The sequence below is a fragment of the Noviherbaspirillum pedocola genome, assembly GCF_016632335.1.
Taxonomy (GTDB): domain Bacteria; phylum Pseudomonadota; class Gammaproteobacteria; order Burkholderiales; family Burkholderiaceae_D; genus Noviherbaspirillum_A; species Noviherbaspirillum_A pedocola.
Map to the genome: position 1 here is coordinate 138,607 of NZ_JAEPBG010000003.1, position 16,141 is coordinate 154,747.

A 16,141-nucleotide genomic window follows, 5' to 3' on the forward strand; every position below is an offset into this window, starting at 1 on the left:
ATGCTGATACAACTCGCCGTGATGGGCTTGCTGGCCGCGCTGCTGCCGCTGTCCGTCGTCTGGGCATCGAAAGATGCGAACAAGAACCGCAAGCTGGCCTGGGTCACGCTGTTCCTGACTTTCGACCTGATCATGTTCGGCGCCTTCACCCGGCTTACCGATTCCGGCCTCGGGTGCCCGGACTGGCCGGGCTGCTATGGCCACGCGAACCCGCTGCAGGCGCATGGGCATATTTCTGCGGCCGAAGCCGCGATGCCGCATGGGCCGGTGACTGTCGTCAAGGCCTGGATCGAGATGATCCACCGCTATGTCGCTATGGGCGTGGGTGTGCTGATCATTTCCCTGATGGTGGTGGCGTGGCTGCGCTGGTGGCGTTCCGATCGGCGCGCGCGGGATGCGTCGCCCTGGCTGGCCAGCGCTTTGTTCGGCTTCGTCTGCCTGCAGGGCGCCTTCGGCGCGTGGACGGTGACGATGAAGCTGCAGCCGGTGATCGTGACCATCCATCTGCTGTTGGGCATGACGCTATTGGCCCTGTTGACGTGGCTTGCCGCGCGTCAAAGTCATCATGATCCGGTTGGCGCAGGCGCTGCGCGGTTGCGGCTTGCTGCCGGCATCGGCCTGGCGCTGGTAGCCACACAAATCGCGCTCGGCGGCTGGGTCAGCACCAATTACGCGACGCTGGCCTGCACCGACTTCCCGCTGTGCCATGGACAAGTGGTGCCGGAGATGAATTTCGCCCAGGGCTTCACGCTGTGGCGCAAGCTTGGCATGAGTGCCGACGGTGAATATCTGCCGTTCTCGGCACTGACCGCCATTCATTGGACGCACCGTTGCTTCGCCTTCGTCGTTTTCTTCTACACCGTTTGGCTTGCGCACCGGGCGCTGCGCATCGATGGTTTGCGCAAGACCGGGCGTTGGCTGCTGATTGCCATCACGCTGCAGCTGTGCACCGGCATCGCCACCGTGTACCTGAACTGGCCGCTGCTGCTGGCGGTGATGCACAACGGCGGAGCGGCGCTGCTGGTACTTTTGATGGTCATGGTAAACTTCAAGGCCCGTTTGGGAGCGCTGGCGCCGGCCGAGCTGCCGGCAGGCGCCTCCGCCCGCAAAGCCTTTCCCGCCTGAACCTGTTCCCGCCTCATGGATGATTCCAAGCATGACGACGCTCACGATGACACCTAACCGCATTGCGCAATACTGGGCGCTGACCAAGCCTCGGGTGACGCAACTGGCAGTGTTCTGCGCCGTCATCGGCATGTTCCTCGCCTCGCCAAGTCTGCCTGACTGGCATGTGGTAGTGGCTGCCACGATCGGCATCTGGCTGCTCGCCGGCGCAGCCTTCGCGGTGAATTGCCTGGTTGAACGTGAAATCGATTCGCGCATGGCGCGCACCGCGCGCCGGCCGATGGCCCGCGGCGAAATCACGGTGCCGCAGACGCTGCTGTTCTCGGGCGTGATCGGCGGTGCCGGCATGTGGGTGCTGTACACGCTGGTCAATCCGCTGACGATGTGGCTGACCTTCGCCACCTTCGTCGGCTACGCGGTGATTTACACCATTGTGCTGAAGCCGGCCACGCCGCAAAACATCGTCATCGGCGGCCTCTCCGGCGCGATGCCGCCGGCGCTGGGCTGGGCGGCGGTTGCGAACGATGTGCCGATGCAGGCATGGATCCTGGTGCTGATCATCTTCGTCTGGACGCCGCCGCATTTCTGGGCGCTGGCGCTGTACCGTCGCGACGATTATGCAAAGTCCGGACTGCCGATGCTGCCGATTACGCATGGCATGAAGATCACCCAGTTGCATGTGCTGCTGTATACCATCGCGCTGGTCGCGACGACGGTGCTGCCTTTCGCAGTCGGTATGAGCGGCCTGATCTACCTCGTCTGCGCCGCCGTGCTCGGTGGCATCTTCCTGCGCTATTCGTGGCTGGTGTACAGACATTACAGTGACGTCGTCTCGCGCAAGACCTTTGCCTATTCGATTGTCTATCTGTCGCTGCTGTTCGCGGCATTGCTGGTCGATCACTACCTGCGCTTCTGACTCCTTCATGCGATTCCTTCTTCCCGCGCTCCTGCTGCTGGCCGTGCTTGCAGGCTGCTCCGACCGCGCCGGTGACGGCAAGCCGGCCGCAGCATCGTCCCAAGCGCAATTCCGCAATACCGATGTCACTGGGCTGGGTTATGCACGCGATTTCACGCTGACCGACCAGAACGGCAAGCCACGCACGCTTGCCGACTTCCGCGGCAAGGCAGTCGTGGTGTTCTTTGGTTATACCCATTGCCCGGATGTATGCCCGACAACGATGGCGGAAATGGCCGGCGTGATGAAGGAGTTGGGGCCACAGGCCGATCGGGTACAGGTGTTATTTATCACGCTGGACCCGGCGCGCGACACGCCCGAGGTGCTGAAGGCGTATGTTCCGGCTTTCGACCCGCGTTTTCTCGGGCTCTCCGGCAGCCAGGAGCAGATCGATGCGGTGGCCAAGGAATTCCGGGTGTTCTATCAGAAAGTGCCGGGCAAAGAGCCGGGCAGCTATACGCTCGACCATACTGCGGGCAGCTACGTATTTGACCCCCAGGGCAGGGTGCGCTTGTTCGTGCGGCACGGCCAGGGACCCGAGCCGATTGCGCATGATCTGAAGCTGCTGCTTGCCGCTCCGTAAAGGGGGCGCCTCCTCGGCAAGCGCATGAAAAACGCCATGGCCCCGAAGGGCACATGGCGTTTTCTTTGCAGGCGAGCCGCGTCAGACGTATTCGGCGAGCGTGCCTTTCATCTTCTTCAGCGCAGCCGACTCAATCTGCCGGATGCGCTCGGCCGATACGCCGAATTCATCAGCCAGATCATGCAGCGTCGCGCCCGAGCCGTTGTCGTTTGCCAGCCAGCGCGCCTCAACGATGCGGCGCGAGCGCGGGTCGAGCTTGTCCAGCGCATTGGCCAGGCCTTCGGATTGCAGCCGGTCGAACTGCTGGGCTTCCAGCACCCGGGTCGGCTCGGCGGCGTCAGTCGACAGATAATCGATAGGCGCGAAGCGGTCGTCGTCATCATCGCCCGGCGATTCCAGCGCGATATCGCGGCCGGACAGACGAGTCTCCATTTCGACGACTTCTTCAGGCTTCACATTCAGCTTTTCAGCCAATTCCTTCACCTGTGCCGGACTCATCGAATCCAGGCCTTCCTTATGGCTGCGCAGATTGAAGAACAGCTTGCGTTGCGCCTTGGTCGTAGCCAGCTTCACCAGTCGCCAGTTCTTCAGAATGTACTCATGCATCTCGGCCTTGATCCAGTGCATCGCATAGGACACAAGGCGCACGCCCTGGTCCGGATCGAAGCGCTTGACCGCCTTCATCAAGCCAATGTTGCCTTCCTGGATCAGGTCAGCATGCGGCAGGCCGTAGCCGAGGTAGCCGCGCGCAATCGATACCACCAGCCGAAGATGCGACAGCACCAAGCGCTGTGCAGCGGCAAGGTCACCATCACTGCGCCAGCGGCGTGCCAGCGAAATCTCTTCTTCCTGCGTCAGCATCGGCAGCCGGTTTACCGCGGAAATATAGGCGTCGATGTTGCCCAGATTGCCAGAGAAACCGAGGGCCAGCGCATTCTGACCTCGTGCAACCAATGCATCTGATGCAGTCGATGCTTCCATGCTTTCTCCTTGCTTCCTAGACATAGTGTCTGATGATGTAGAGCAACGCTTTGACGGCATATATTAGCACCCGCGTATCGAGAGTGCTAATGAGCGATCTTTACCGAACCCTTAGGCGTACTCTATCAAACTACGAAAATGGATAAATACTTATTGAATATTTAGAACGTCGGACGCCGCCAAAGTTTGGCCGGCGCCGCGACGCTTCTACGACGATCACGATTCGATCAATGCGATGAACACCGATCAATGATCAATGTGAAAAGAATGGGAATTTCTGGAGAACGATCACAATGTATCGCGGTGAAAATCGAGGGGTCCTGCTCAGACACAGGCCAATCGATTTTGTTCCACCGATTGGCCTTTTTTACCGCTCTTCCGTAGCCTCTAATGAATTCTGCCGAGGTGTCGTCGAACGGAGAGCATTGCCCCGCACAAGCCGAGCGCCGCACTGATAGCCAGAAGCAGCCCGCTCGGCAACGCGCCCAGGGGCGCTAGCCGAAATTCGGACGCATAAAGCCGGGCGAATTCAGTAATTGCAGCATTCAGCGGACCAAGGCCCAGCGCGACCGCGGTCAGTGCCAGCGCACCGGCGGCCAGGCCCAGCAGCGCGCCGCTGTAATAAAACGGGCGGCAGATGAAGCCGTCGGTGGCGCCGACCAGACGTTCCACTTCGATTTCCTCGCGCTGCGTCAACACCTGCAGCCGGACGGTATTGAACACCACCGCCACCACCACCAGGCCGAGCGTGACCGCAAGGAACAGCAGCGCCAGTCGCAACACATTCAGCAGCGCAGCCAGGCGCTTGACCCAGGCCGAATCCACCTGCACATAGTCCACGCCGGGCAATGCCTTCAACTGCACCGCGATCTCGTCGACACGTCCGGCATCGCGCGCATTCTGGAAGCCGGACAGCTTGGCGATATATCCATCCGGCAGCGGATTGGTGCCCAGCGTGGTCAGCGCGTCGGAAAGGCCGCTGCGGTCGCGCAGCGTGCGCAGTGCCTCTTCACGCGGCAGGAATTCCAGCGTCGCGCCGCTGCGGTTGCGCTCGAACACTTGCCGGATCTCCGGCGCCAGCGCCTGCGCCCGCTCGCGCGGCAAATCCATGGCCAGGAAAATACTGATCTCCGGTTCAACCGCGAGCTGGCTCGACACCGGCCGCACATTTTCCAGCAAGGTCAGACCGCCGAAGGGCAGTGCCAGGGCAATCGCCACGACCAGCACATTGAATGCAAAGCTGCCGAAGGAATGCGCCACGCGCGACAGCGCGTCGCCGAGCGCGTAACGGTGATGCCGTAACCAGCTCTTCATGCCGCATCCTCCGCCACCGGCCGGCGCTGCCAGCCTTCGCTGGCCCGGCCATGGGACAGGTAAATCACCCGGCTTGCATGCTGCAGGAAATGCTCGTCGTGAGTGGAAATGACGCAGGTCACGCCAGCGCGGTTGAAGTCCTGCAGCAGCCCCAGCACCAGGTCGGCGCTGTCGCGGTCCAGATTCGCGGTTGGCTCGTCAGCCAGGATCACCTGCGGCCGGTGCACGATCGCGCGCGCAATGGCGACCCGCTGCTGCTCGCCGCCGGACAGCGACACCGGCATGCTGCCCGCGCGATCCGGCAAGCCAACCCGGGCCAGCGCCGCACGGGCGCGACGGTCGGCCTCGGCGGGCGCGGCGCCGGCCACCATCAGCGGCAGCATCACGTTGGCCAGCACATTGCGGTCCATCAGCAGCCGCTGTTCCTGCAGGATCAGGCCGAGCTTGCGCCGCAGATAGGGCAGGCCGCGCTGCTTGATCGCGCCGACATCCTGGCCGTTCAACAGCACCGTGCCCGAACTCGGTCGCTCGATCGCCGCGATCATCTTCAACAGCGTCGACTTGCCGGCCCCGGAAGGGCCGGCGAGAAACGCCAGTTCGCCGCTGGAAATCGCCAGTGACACATCCACCAGCGCCGGCGCGGCGCCGGCATAACGTTTGGAGACGTTGTGAAACTCGATCATTGCCATTGCTGATATTTCCCGCGTTCAGCTCAGCAAGGCATCGACGAAATCTTCGGCATTGAACGGCTGCAGATCCTCGATCTTTTCGCCGATGCCGATGAAGTAGACCGGCACCGGTCGCACCTTGGCGATCGCCGCCAGCACGCCGCCCTTGGCGGTGCCGTCGAGCTTGGTCACGACCAGGCCGGTCAGGCCGAGCGCATCGTCGAAGGCCTGTACCTGCGTCAAGGCGTTCTGGCCGGTGTTGCCGTCGATGACCAGCAGCACTTCATGCGGCGCGGAAGCCATCGCCTTGGCAGTCACGCGCTTGATCTTCTTCAGCTCATCCATCAGGTGCAGTTGCGTCGGCAGGCGGCCGGCGGTGTCGACCATGACCACGTCGGTCTTCCTGGCGCGCGCGGAATTGACCGCATCGAAGGCGACCGCGGCCGGATCGCCCGACTGCTGCGCGATCACGGTGACGTTGTTGCGCTCGCCCCAGACCGTAAGCTGCTCGCGCGCAGCGGCGCGGAAGGTGTCGCCGGCGGCCAGCAGCACCGATTGCCCGTGCGCCTGCATATGCTTGGCGAGCTTGCCGATCGTGGTGGTCTTGCCGGCGCCGTTGACGCCCGCGATCATCAGCACCAGCGGCTGCTCGCGGCCCAGCACCAGCGGCTTCTGCAGCGGCGTGAGCAATTCAGTGAGCAAGCTGCGCAGCGCCGTCTTCACCTGCGCCGCATCGGTCAGTCGCTGTTCCTTCACGCGGCGCTTCAGGCTGTTCAACAGGAATTGCGTGGCCTCGACCCCGGCGTCCGCCATCAGCAGCGCGGTTTCCAGCTCCTCGTACAATTCCTCGTCGATGCGCGCGCCGACAAACAGCGTGGTCAGATTCGTTGAAGTCTTCGACAGGCCAGCCTTCAGGCGCGCCATCCAGGAGGACTTCGTTTCCGCGGGCGTTTCGACGGCGACGATGTCTGCCTCGGTAATCTCCGTATCCGCGGTGTCTTCGACCTGCGGCGGCGCCGCCACGGCTGCGGGAATGTCCGGGGTTCTGACGGTGCCGGTATCGACAGGTTTGGGCGCAAGAGGCGCGGGCGCCGTAGTGGCAGTGTCAGTGGCAGCTTCCTCGGCCGGAGTGGGCGTGACAGGCGTGTCTTTGGGCTTGCGCTTGAAAAAACTAAACATCGGGTCGGGTTCGTTCGCGGTGGTGACGCCTGGAGCGATGGCGGCTGCAAGCGGATACAATCGGTGGCTCGTTTCCGCAGCGCCAGAAAGCCTGAGCGGAAAAATGGACCCACAATTCTAGCAGAGCGTGCACATGAAAATACGGATAGCGACTATCGTCGCGGCCTGCCTGCTGGCGGTTTCCACGCTGGCATCCGGCGCCGAAGCGGCGAAGGAATTCATGCTGAAGAACGGCATGAAGGTCATCGTCAAGGAAGATCACCGCGCGCCGACGGCGGTGCACATGGTCTGGTACCGCGTCGGCTCGATGGACGAAGTCAACCGCACCACCGGCGTTGCCCATGTGCTGGAGCACATGATGTTCAAGGGCACCAAGACGCTGAAGCCCGGCGAATTCAGCGCTCGCGTGGCCGCGCTTGGCGGCCGCGAGAATGCCTTCACCAACAAGGATTACACCGCCTACTTCCAGCAGATCGAGAAATCGCGCCTGGAGGCGGTGATGAAACTCGAAGCCGATCGCATGGCCAACCTGGTCTTCGACGCCGATGAATTTTCGCGCGAGATCCGTGTAGTGATGGAAGAGCGCCGCCTGCGCACCGACGACCAGCCGACTGCGAAGCTGTACGAAGCCCTGAACGCCACCGCCTTCTTTGCCCATCCGTATCACCATCCCATCGTCGGCTGGATGAATGACCTGCAGAACATGACGGTGCAGGATGCGCAGGATTGGTATAAAAAATGGTACGGCCCCAACAATGCGACCATGGTGGTCACCGGGGACGTCGATGCCGAGCGGGTTCATGCGCTGGCGGAAAAGTATTTCGGCCGCATCCCACGCAAGGCACTGCCCCTGGAGAAAGCCGAGATCGAGCCACCGCAGCAGGGTGCGCGGCGGGTCACGGTGAAGGCGCCGGCGGAGAACCCGTATGTCGCGCTGGCATTCAAGGCGCCGCGCCTGACCGATGTCGAGAAGGACAACGACGTCTACGCGCTCGAAGTGCTGGAAGCAGTCCTCGACGGTTATGACAATGCGCGCCTGCCGGCAAAGCTGGTGCGCACCGACCGGGTCGCGATTTCGGTCGGCGCCAGCTATTCGAGCGAAGCGCGCGGCCCGGTGCTGTTCGTGCTCGACGGCACGCCGGCCGCCGGCACCACGACCGCGCAGCTCGAAACCCTGTTGCGCGCCGAAGTGCAGCGCATCGCGAAGGAAGGCGTAACGAAGGAAGAACTCGAGCGCGTCAAGAACCAGGTCATCGCCGGACAGATCTACAAGCGCGACTCGATCTTTGGTCAGGCGATGGAGATCGGCGTGATGGAGATGACCGGCGTTGGCCAGCAGAACATCGACCGCGTCATTGAAAGAATCGGCCAGGTCACGCCGGAACAGGTGCAGGCCGTTGCCGCGAAATACTTCGATGACGACCATCTGACCGTCGGCACCCTCGATCCGCTGCCGCTTTCCGACAAGACCCCGAAGACCGCGACCCCGCTGCCAGCCGGCATGCGTCACTGAGCCCGAACCGCCATGCGACATTTCCGTTACGCGCTGCCCATGCGCCTGCTTTTCCTCCTTCTCACGCTCGCCTGCGCCAGCGCCCATGCAGCGCTGCGCATCCAGAACTGGACGCTGGACAATGGCGCCCGCGTCTACTTCGTCGAAAACCATGCGCTGCCGGTGCTGGACATGAGCGTGGAATTCGACGCTGGCTCGCGTCGCGATCCGGCCGGCAAGACCGGCGTGTCCGGCATGACCAATGCGATGCTTGCGCGCGGCATTGCCCCTGGACGTGATGCCGCAGGCCGCGACGAGCCGGCCTTGAGCGAGGCGCAGATTTCCGAAACCTTCGCCGACATTGCCGCGCAGCGCGGCGGCGGTGGCGGCGGCGACCGCGCCGGCATGTCGCTGCGCATTCTTGCCGATCCGAAGGTGCGCGACCGCGGCGTGCAATTGCTCGCCCGGCTGCTGGCCCAGCCCGCGTTTCCGCAAGCCTTGCTGGAGCGCGATCGCTCGCGTGCGATCGCCTCGCTGCGTGAAGACTTGACCAAGCCAGAGGTGATCGCCGCGCGCGCCTTCTCGAAGGCTGCGTATGGCGACCATCCGTACGGGCAGGAAGAAACCGTGGAGTCGCTCGGCGCGATTACCCGCGACGACCTGGTCGCCTTCCATGCGAAGCACTATGTGGCCAACCATGCGGTGGTGGCCATGATCGGCGATGTGTCGCGCGAGCAGGCCGATGCGATCGCCCGCGAGCTGACCGCGCGCCTGCCGCAAGGCCAGCCGCTGCCCGAGCTGCCCGCCACACCGGCGCCGCATCAGGCCGAGCAATGGATACCGCATCCGGCTACGCAATCGCATGTGCGCATCGGCGCGCCGGCGCTGCAGCGCGGCGATCCGGATTTCTTCCCGCTCACCGTGGGCAACTATGTGCTGGGCGGCGGCGGCTTCGTGTCGCGGCTCACGCATGAAGTGCGCGAGAAGCGCGGCCTGGCCTACAGCGTGTACAGCTATTTCAATCCGCTGGCGCAGCCCGGGCCGTTCACCATCGGCCTGCAGACCAAGAAGGAACAGACCGGGGAAGCGCTGAAGGTAGTGCGCAACACGCTGGACGCCTTTCTGCGCGATGGCCCCACCGAAGCCGAAGTGGCTGCCGCCAAGGACAACCTGATTGGCGGCTTCCCGCTGCGCATCGACAGCAACCGCAAGATCCTCGACAACATCGCCGTGATCGGCTTTTATCGGCTGCCGCTGGATTATCTCGACACCTGGACCGACCGGGTGAAGGCGGTGAGCATTGCCGACATCCGCGCCGCATTCCGCCGCAAGCTCGATGCCGGCGCGCTTGCCACCGTGGTCGTGGGCCTGCCGCAGCCATGAGAAGAACGACGGCAGGAAGTTCAGCAAAGCCGGCGCCACGATCGACGCCAAAATCGGCGCCGCGGCAAGTGCGCATCATCGGCGGCCAGTGGAAGCGCACGCCCTTGCCGGTGCCCGATGTGGCAGGCTTGCGTCCGACGCCGGACCGGGTGCGCGAGACGGTGTTCAACTGGCTCGATCATTTGCTGGAGCGCGACTGGAGCCGCGTGCAGTGCCTCGATCTGTTCGCCGGCAGCGGCGGCCTCGGATTCGAAGCGGCCAGTCGTGGCGCGCAGGCAGTGCTGATGGTCGAGGATCATGCCGGCGCGGCGCGCCTGCTCGAGGCCACGCGCATGAAACTCGATGCGCAGAATGTGCAGGTGCGGCGCGCCGATGCGCTCGCCGCCGCCGAGGCACTGGTGCGCGAGGGCCGGCGTTTCGATGTGATCTTTCTCGATCCTCCCTATCATCAGCAATGGCTGCAGCGTATGCTGCCGCTATGCGCGCGCCTGCTCACGCAGCACGGCATGGTGTACGCGGAATCCGAGGTGCCGCTCCATGGCGATGCGGCACCCGAATGGATGCACGGATGGCGCGCAGTGCGCGCGGATCGCGCAGGCATGGTGCACTACCATCTGCTCGATCGAAGCGAATGACGCCGATCAGGCAGAGGGAGCAAGGGCCTGGGGCTTGATCGCGCTTTAATTCAGGCATAATGCGCGTTCTAAATTTGGGAGCAGTTCATGGTCACAGCCATTTATCCGGGAACATTTGATCCGCTGACCCGCGGCCACGAAGACCTGGTGCGTCGCGCATCGGGCCTCTTTGATCGGCTGGTTGTCGGCGTCGCCGACAGCAAGGCCAAGCGGCCTTTCTTTTCGCTGGACGAGCGCCTCGAAATCGCGCGCGAAGTGCTGGGCCATTATCCGAATGTTCAGGTGGAAAGCTTTGCCGGACTGCTCAAGGATTTCGTGCGGGCGCATGATGCCCGTGTCATCGTGCGCGGCCTGCGCGCGGTTTCCGATTTCGAATATGAATTCCAGATGGCGGGCATGAACCGCTACCTGCTGCCCGACGTGGAGACGATGTTCCTCACGCCGTCGGACCAATATCAATTCATCTCCGGCACCATCGTGCGCGAAATCGCCGTGCTGGGCGGGGATGTTTCCAAGTTCGTGTTTCCTTCAGTCGAGAAATGGCTGAAGCAGAAGATCGCTGCTCCGCAACAGTAGCGGGAAGGAAAACCTTGCATGGCACTGCTGATTACCGACGAATGCATCAACTGCGACGTCTGCGAGCCGGCTTGCCCGAATGACGCCATCTCGATGGGCGCAGACTTCTACCGCATCGATCCGCATCGCTGCACGGAATGCGTCGGCCATTTCGATGAGCCGCAATGCGTGACGCTGTGCCCGGTCGAATGCATACCCTTCGATCCGGCGTGGCGCGAGTCGCGCGAGCAATTGCAGGCGAAGTACGAGCGCCTGCAGGAGCAGAAGCGCGCCGCCTGAACGCAGCGCGCTTTTCGTCCTTCAGAAGTCCAGTTCGAGACTCAGTTCCTGCCCGACGCGCAGAACTTCCCCGTTGCCCTCTTCGAGAATCGCATTCATGCCGAAAGCGATGCCATTGATGCCGCCTATGCCTTCACGGTAACCGCGCAGCACATCGAGCGGGTCCGGGCCTTTGACGCCGGTGAGCTGATCGATCGATGGAATCGGGCAGCGCGGGCAGGGCTTGACCGGCTTAATGCGCACCGCGCCGAAATCGAGCAGCGCCGCATGATCTTCCTCATGGGCTTCCACGCCATCGATTACCAGGTTTGGCCGAAAACGGTTCATCGGCAAGGGCTCGCGGCCGATGGCGCCGAGCCGCACGTTCAATTCATCAAGCGCTGCCTGCGATATCACGAGCATCGGATAGCCGTCGGCAAACAGGGTGCCGATTTCCCTGCCGCCGCTGCGCTCGCGATTCACCAGGCGCCGCGCATGCGGATGAAATCGCACCAGGCGGCAGCGCGCGCCAAGAAAGCGCGAGAACCAGGCGGCGATGTCTTCGCCGCAATCCAGCGCGGGCAAGCGGTCGCGCCACACCACGACCTCCGGCTGCGCGGCTCCCCTTTCCAGGTGTGCATCAAGCGCGATGAACAGCGGTGCCATCTCTGGCGCATCAACCCGGAGCGCTCCTGTAACGATGCTCGGCGTAATCAGGGCCATGCGCGGATGCTCGCGCTGGGTCAGAAAATGGCCACGCTCATCGACCAGCATCCACAGCCGGTCGCCTACGCCGGCATGCATCAGGCCCGCTTCGGTGGTTGTGGCTTCACGCAGGGCAATGCCGGCACAGGACTTGATCGGATAGAGGTGCAGTTCGGAAAGGATGGGCATGCGGACACGAAGGGGCGAGAAGCGATGCGCGGATTATAGTGGCAGACGCTACACCCGGCGCATGACCATACTGCAATGAGCGGGACTCAGTTCAGCCGGGTATCCAGCAGCGCCTGCTCGAGCGCCTGACGGGCTTCCTGGCATTTCGCGCTGGCTACGGCGTAGCGTATGGTTTGGTGCATCAACTGCTGCGTGTCCATGCTTGCGGTATCGACCATCCCGAGCTCGATGCGGTGTATGCACATTCGATAGGCTTCGGCGCTCAGCTCTGCGATGGGCTTCGGCTGTTTCGGCGTCATCCTCAATTCTCCGTTGCGTGTGCTGTGGCTCAATCTATAACAGGCGCGGCATGCGCGCTCTGTCTGGTAACCCACTTAAGAACGCCACGGCTTGCGCCGGTTCTCGACCGTACGTCGGGAAGCGGTGTATCGTGCCCGCCAATGGAAGCCGACCCTTTCGCAATGCACACCGAAGTCGATACCCACACCAGCCTGCTGCTCGTAGGCGCGACCGGATTGGTCGGACGCGCCTGCCTCCAATTGCTCACGCGCCACGACACCCCGGAAACGCTGCGCGTGCTGACGCGCCGGCCGATTGCGCCGTCGGGCGAAGTCCGGTTCGAGCAATGCATCGAGGATTTCGAGCGTCTTGGCGAACATCCCGAATGGTTCAAGGTCGACACCGTCATATGCGCGCTGGGCACCACGATGCGCCGGGCGCGCACGGCGGCGGCATTTCGCCGTGTCGACTTTGACTATCCGCTGCATATCGCCAATCTCGCGCGCGCGCATGGCGCCAGGCATTTCATCCTGGTATCGGCAATGGGCGCCGATGCCCAATCGGGCAATTTCTATTACCGGGTGAAGGGTGAACTGGAGGAGGCGCTGCTGCGTCTCGGTTATCCGGCGCTGACCATTGCACGGCCATCGCTGCTGCTGGGCAAACGCAATGAATGGCGCTGGGGCGAGGAAATCGGCAAGCGCATCGGCCCTTTGCTGCCGCCGCGCTGGCGGCCGGTTCCGGCCGATGCGGTCGCGCGTGCGCTGGTGAGCGCAGCGCGGTCCGAAGAGGTGGGGATCAGGATGCTGGAGAATGCAGCCTTGCGCGCAGAGGTAGAACGTTTGCCGTAAGCGGGCAAGGTCTGCGCGTATTCGGCGTCAGGCGGATACGCAAGGCATGCTGATCGCCTTGCGCCAGGCATTGCACAGACGCGTCAGTTCGCGCCCTTGGCCGCGGCGACATGACTGCATTGCAGCCGGTCATATTCCTTCTTCACGCCGGCATAGCATTCGCAGGCACGATGTTCGAGGCCGGCACGGTCGAGGACCGTGATATGACCGCGACGGTACTGGATCATGCCTTCGTCCTGCAGCTTGCCCGCCGCTTCAGTCACGCTTTCACGGCGCACGCCGAGCATGGTGGCGATCAGGCCCTGCGATACGGCCATTTCGCTGGAAGGCAGCCGGTCCAGAGTCAGCAGCAGCCAGCGGCACAACTGCTGCATCACGTTGTGATGGCGGTTGCAGACGGCGGTATGCGACATCTGCGCAATCAGGGCGCTGGTATAGCGCAGCAGCGACTGCTGCAGCGCGCCGCCGCGCCGGAATTCCTCCATGAACACGCTGGCCTTGAGCCGGAAACCATAGCCGGCGCATTTCACCACCGCGCGATTCGGGCTGGCGCCGCCGCCCATGAACAGCGTCACGCCGACGATGCCTTCATTGCCGATGACGGCAATCTCGGCGGATGCGCCGTCGCGGGTCTCATACAGCAGCGACGCCACGCTGCTGGTGAGGAAATAAACATGGTTCATCTGTGTATCGGCTTCGCATACCGTCATGTCGAAGGGCATCGAGATGAATTCAAGATGCGGCAGCAGGCGCTCGAAATCTTCCTGCGGCAGTGAAGCGAGCAACTGGTTCTGCTTCGGGTTATGGCCATACAGCGCAGCAATTCGTACCGGCGGCACGGCGGCCAGGCGCGGACTTCTGGCTTCGTTTTTCTTCTTGCCTGCAGGCGCGGCTGCGTTACGTGCATTTGCAGCATTACCGGCGCCATAAAAGGCATTCATAACATTTGCCATGATGATTCCCCCGAAATCTTATTCGACGTTTCCATGGCGGCATCATTGCATAGCGACCTTCAACGCAGCATCGGCGTAAGTCCGATTTGGGTGTGGGATTACACTGACACCTGGCAAAACGGTTTGCGGCAATGCGCAAGATCCCGGGAAATAACGGGGTGAAAAAGGCGGAGTGGCAGGCAAACGGATATTGCACCGCCGCGGCGGCGCAATCGGTATGGGACTCGGTGGAGCAATGGCAAAGCGACGGGGTCAGTCGATCAGGTTCTGCTTGATCGCGTAATAGATGATGTCCGCATTGTTGGTCATGTTCATCTTCTCCAGCACCCGCGAACGATAGGTGCTGACCGTCTTCACCGACAGGCACAGATCGTCAGCGATCTTGGTGACGCCTTCTCCCTGTCCAAGCTTGTAGAAGATCTGGTACTCGCGCGCCGACAGCAACTCGTGCAGTGGCTTCTCCTTGTCGGTGGTGGCAGGGTCAGCGGTCAGGAGCTCGGCCACGGTGGGGCTGATGTACTTGTGACCGCGCACGATGGTATTGATCGCATTGACCAGCTCGGTTGCCAGCGCTTCCTTCTGCACATAACCCGCGGCGCCACTGCGCAGGATCTGCACCGCGTAACGGGATTCGGGATGCATGCTCAGTATCAACACCGGAAGATCGGGCTTTTCACGCTTGATCTGCTTGAGTACTTCGACGCCGCTCTTGTCGGGCATCGCAATGTCGAGAAGGATCACGTCGAAATCCTGAGAACGGATCAGGCGTATCGCTTCCTGGGCTGTTCCGGCTTCGGCGCTGATTTCCATGCCGGGAATATCGGCAATGAAATGTCGCACCCCGGCGCGCACTACTGCATGATCGTCGACTACAAGAATTCTTATCATAGAGATTACGACTTCAATCAGGTTGGCATGAAGTGAATGGCGCCCGTCACGGCAAACTCAGGATCGGCACCACTTCGATGTTTACCTTGCCATTTTGCTTTCAATCGATTGTAACGGCTTCACAAAATATCAAACATTCTTTTTGCTAATGCGCTTTTTACAGAGAGAAAGCATGGCCATGAAACCGAGAGTCGCTATAGTTTCAATCACAATTTGCCGCGAGGGCTAAAGACCTCCCTATGACCGCTGTACAGGAAAAAGATTCCTGCATCTTGTCGGACAAAAACAGTTGGCGGGTCATGAATTCCTACAGTGGCAATATCTCCTGTCCTATAGGGAAGGGAAGGGCTCGGTGTTAGCATGGTTTCTCCTCGCCAACCATGTTCACGCAACGCAGCATTTTTCGAGCTCCGCAGCGCGACGCCGTCAATATCGATATCGATGCGGCAATGGATAATGCGAACCATCCCTGTCGAAAATTGCATTCCAGGGACCTTGAACGACAACATCCGGATGCAGATACCTGGGATGAGACTCTTAAACCATGAACCCCAAAGCCGACCGCTTGCCCGCGACGCGGACTTGCCGATGAGCGCAGAAGCGCCCGGCACGCCGGCACTCTCACTGCGGAGCGCATTGCGCGTGCTGCTGGTCGAGGATTCCCGCATCATCAGCGACCTGATCAGCGAGAATCTGGCGCGCATTCCGCGCCTTTCGCTGCTTGGCATCGCCGAGACCGAGAACGATGCGATTGCAATGCTGCGCAGCCATCCATGCGATGTGCTGATTCTCGACATCCAGCTGCGACAGGGTAACGGCATCAACCTGCTGCGCGTGCTCTCGGCTGATCCGGCGCATGCACAGACGCTCAAGATCGTGCTCAGCAATCATGTCAGCGGCACTTACCGTCGCATCTGCGAGCAGTACGGCGTACAGTTTTTCTTCGACAAGACCAGCGAATTTCCCCAGTTGCAGCTGCTGCTTTCGCGACTGTCCGAGAACGGCATTTCCGATTGAGCGCTCGCGCGCCAGTCATCATTTCTCGCGGGCGTTGCCGCGCGCGTGCGAGCGCATCAAGCAAAGCCGTCCCACCCCGTGCAGCGGCATCGGTCACAATACGCGCTTGC

At 62.1% G+C, this 16,141-nt stretch carries 18 protein-coding genes; 10 read left to right on the plus strand and 8 right to left on the minus strand.

Going from position 1 to position 16,141, the window contains the following annotated elements; all coding sequences use genetic code 11:
* Genes JJB74_RS09035 through JJB74_RS09045 form a run of 3 tightly spaced genes read left to right on the plus strand, consistent with a single transcriptional unit; the run spans window position 1 to window position 2,663 of the window.
* Entirely contained in the window at window positions 1-1,125 is a 1,125-nt protein-coding gene (locus JJB74_RS09035) for a COX15/CtaA family protein (protein WP_200591526.1), read from the plus strand.
* Between the two features lie 31 nt (window positions 1,126-1,156).
* Window positions 1,157-2,041: a heme o synthase gene (gene cyoE / locus JJB74_RS09040; protein ID WP_200591527.1), complete on the plus strand. Its 885-nt coding sequence runs from the start codon at window positions 1,157-1,159 to the stop codon at window positions 2,039-2,041.
* Between the two features lie 7 nt (window positions 2,042-2,048).
* On the plus strand, window positions 2,049-2,663 hold the full coding sequence (locus JJB74_RS09045) for an SCO family protein (RefSeq protein WP_200591528.1): 615 nt from the start codon (window positions 2,049-2,051) through the stop codon (window positions 2,661-2,663).
* A gap of 81 nt (window positions 2,664-2,744) precedes the next feature.
* Here JJB74_RS09045 and rpoH read toward each other — a convergent pair whose 3' ends face one another.
* The 4 genes from rpoH to ftsY form a co-directional block, all read right to left on the minus strand.
* The gene (gene rpoH / locus JJB74_RS09050) at window positions 2,745-3,644 is read right to left on the minus strand and encodes an RNA polymerase sigma factor RpoH (RefSeq protein WP_200591529.1); all 900 of its coding nucleotides are present in this window, start codon (window positions 3,642-3,644) and stop codon (window positions 2,745-2,747) included.
* 387 nt (window positions 3,645-4,031) lie between these two features.
* Window positions 4,032-4,958, minus strand: a complete 927-nt coding sequence (ftsX, locus tag JJB74_RS09055) for a permease-like cell division protein FtsX (RefSeq protein ID WP_200591530.1) — start codon at window positions 4,956-4,958, stop codon at window positions 4,032-4,034.
* The gene (locus JJB74_RS09060; protein ID WP_200591895.1) at window positions 4,955-5,641 is read right to left on the minus strand and encodes a cell division ATP-binding protein FtsE; all 687 of its coding nucleotides are present in this window, start codon (window positions 5,639-5,641) and stop codon (window positions 4,955-4,957) included. Before JJB74_RS09060 ends, ftsX begins: the two co-directional genes overlap by 4 nt.
* A gap of 24 nt (window positions 5,642-5,665) precedes the next feature.
* Window positions 5,666-6,805: a signal recognition particle-docking protein FtsY gene (ftsY, locus tag JJB74_RS09065; RefSeq protein WP_200591896.1), complete on the minus strand. Its 1,140-nt coding sequence runs from the start codon at window positions 6,803-6,805 to the stop codon at window positions 5,666-5,668.
* Window positions 6,806-6,938: 133 nt separating this feature from the next.
* On the opposite strand from ftsY, the gene JJB74_RS09070 reads away from it, so the two are divergent.
* From JJB74_RS09070 to JJB74_RS09090, 5 genes are all read left to right on the plus strand, one after another.
* On the plus strand, window positions 6,939-8,318 hold the full coding sequence (locus tag JJB74_RS09070) for a M16 family metallopeptidase (protein ID WP_200591531.1): 1,380 nt from the start codon (window positions 6,939-6,941) through the stop codon (window positions 8,316-8,318).
* Window positions 8,319-8,330: 12 nt separating this feature from the next.
* Window positions 8,331-9,680, plus strand: a complete 1,350-nt coding sequence (locus JJB74_RS09075; protein WP_407672299.1) for a M16 family metallopeptidase — start codon at window positions 8,331-8,333, stop codon at window positions 9,678-9,680.
* A complete protein-coding gene (gene rsmD, locus JJB74_RS09080; RefSeq protein ID WP_200591532.1) occupies window positions 9,677-10,315 on the plus strand; it encodes a 16S rRNA (guanine(966)-N(2))-methyltransferase RsmD in 639 nt (212 codons plus the stop codon). The genes JJB74_RS09075 and rsmD overlap by 4 nt, the downstream gene beginning before the upstream one ends.
* 87 nt (window positions 10,316-10,402) lie before the next feature.
* Window positions 10,403-10,891 (plus strand): pantetheine-phosphate adenylyltransferase, encoded by a 489-nt coding sequence (gene coaD, locus JJB74_RS09085; protein WP_200591533.1) that lies wholly within the window; start codon window positions 10,403-10,405, stop codon window positions 10,889-10,891.
* 18 nt (window positions 10,892-10,909) lie between these two features.
* Window positions 10,910-11,170, plus strand: coding sequence for a YfhL family 4Fe-4S dicluster ferredoxin (locus JJB74_RS09090; protein WP_200591534.1), 261 nt, complete (start codon window positions 10,910-10,912; stop codon window positions 11,168-11,170).
* A gap of 21 nt (window positions 11,171-11,191) precedes the next feature.
* Here the strand turns inward: JJB74_RS09090 and JJB74_RS09095 are convergent, their stop codons facing one another.
* Both JJB74_RS09095 and JJB74_RS09100 read right to left on the minus strand, forming a co-directional pair.
* A complete protein-coding gene (locus JJB74_RS09095; RefSeq protein WP_200591535.1) occupies window positions 11,192-12,043 on the minus strand; it encodes an MOSC domain-containing protein in 852 nt (283 codons plus the stop codon).
* Window positions 12,044-12,129: 86 nt separating this feature from the next.
* On the minus strand, window positions 12,130-12,342 hold the full coding sequence (locus tag JJB74_RS09100; protein WP_200591536.1) for a hypothetical protein: 213 nt from the start codon (window positions 12,340-12,342) through the stop codon (window positions 12,130-12,132).
* 141 nt (window positions 12,343-12,483) lie between these two features.
* On the opposite strand from JJB74_RS09100, the gene JJB74_RS09105 reads away from it, so the two are divergent.
* Window positions 12,484-13,173 carry an NAD(P)H-binding protein gene (locus tag JJB74_RS09105; protein ID WP_200591537.1) on the plus strand — a complete coding sequence of 230 codons (690 nt, stop codon included), beginning with the start codon at window positions 12,484-12,486 and terminating at the stop codon, window positions 13,171-13,173.
* 83 nt (window positions 13,174-13,256) lie between these two features.
* On the opposite strand, the gene JJB74_RS09110 is transcribed toward JJB74_RS09105, so the two are convergent.
* Window positions 13,257-14,126 carry a Crp/Fnr family transcriptional regulator gene (locus JJB74_RS09110; RefSeq protein WP_234484073.1) on the minus strand — a complete coding sequence of 290 codons (870 nt, stop codon included), beginning with the start codon at window positions 14,124-14,126 and terminating at the stop codon, window positions 13,257-13,259.
* Window positions 14,127-14,378: 252 nt separating this feature from the next.
* Window positions 14,379-15,014, minus strand: a complete 636-nt coding sequence (locus JJB74_RS09115; protein WP_200591538.1) for a response regulator — start codon at window positions 15,012-15,014, stop codon at window positions 14,379-14,381.
* Between the two features lie 588 nt (window positions 15,015-15,602).
* On the opposite strand from JJB74_RS09115, the gene JJB74_RS09120 reads away from it, so the two are divergent.
* On the plus strand, window positions 15,603-16,031 hold the full coding sequence (locus JJB74_RS09120; RefSeq protein WP_200591539.1) for a response regulator: 429 nt from the start codon (window positions 15,603-15,605) through the stop codon (window positions 16,029-16,031).
* The last annotated feature ends 110 nt before the right edge of the window (window positions 16,032-16,141 follow it).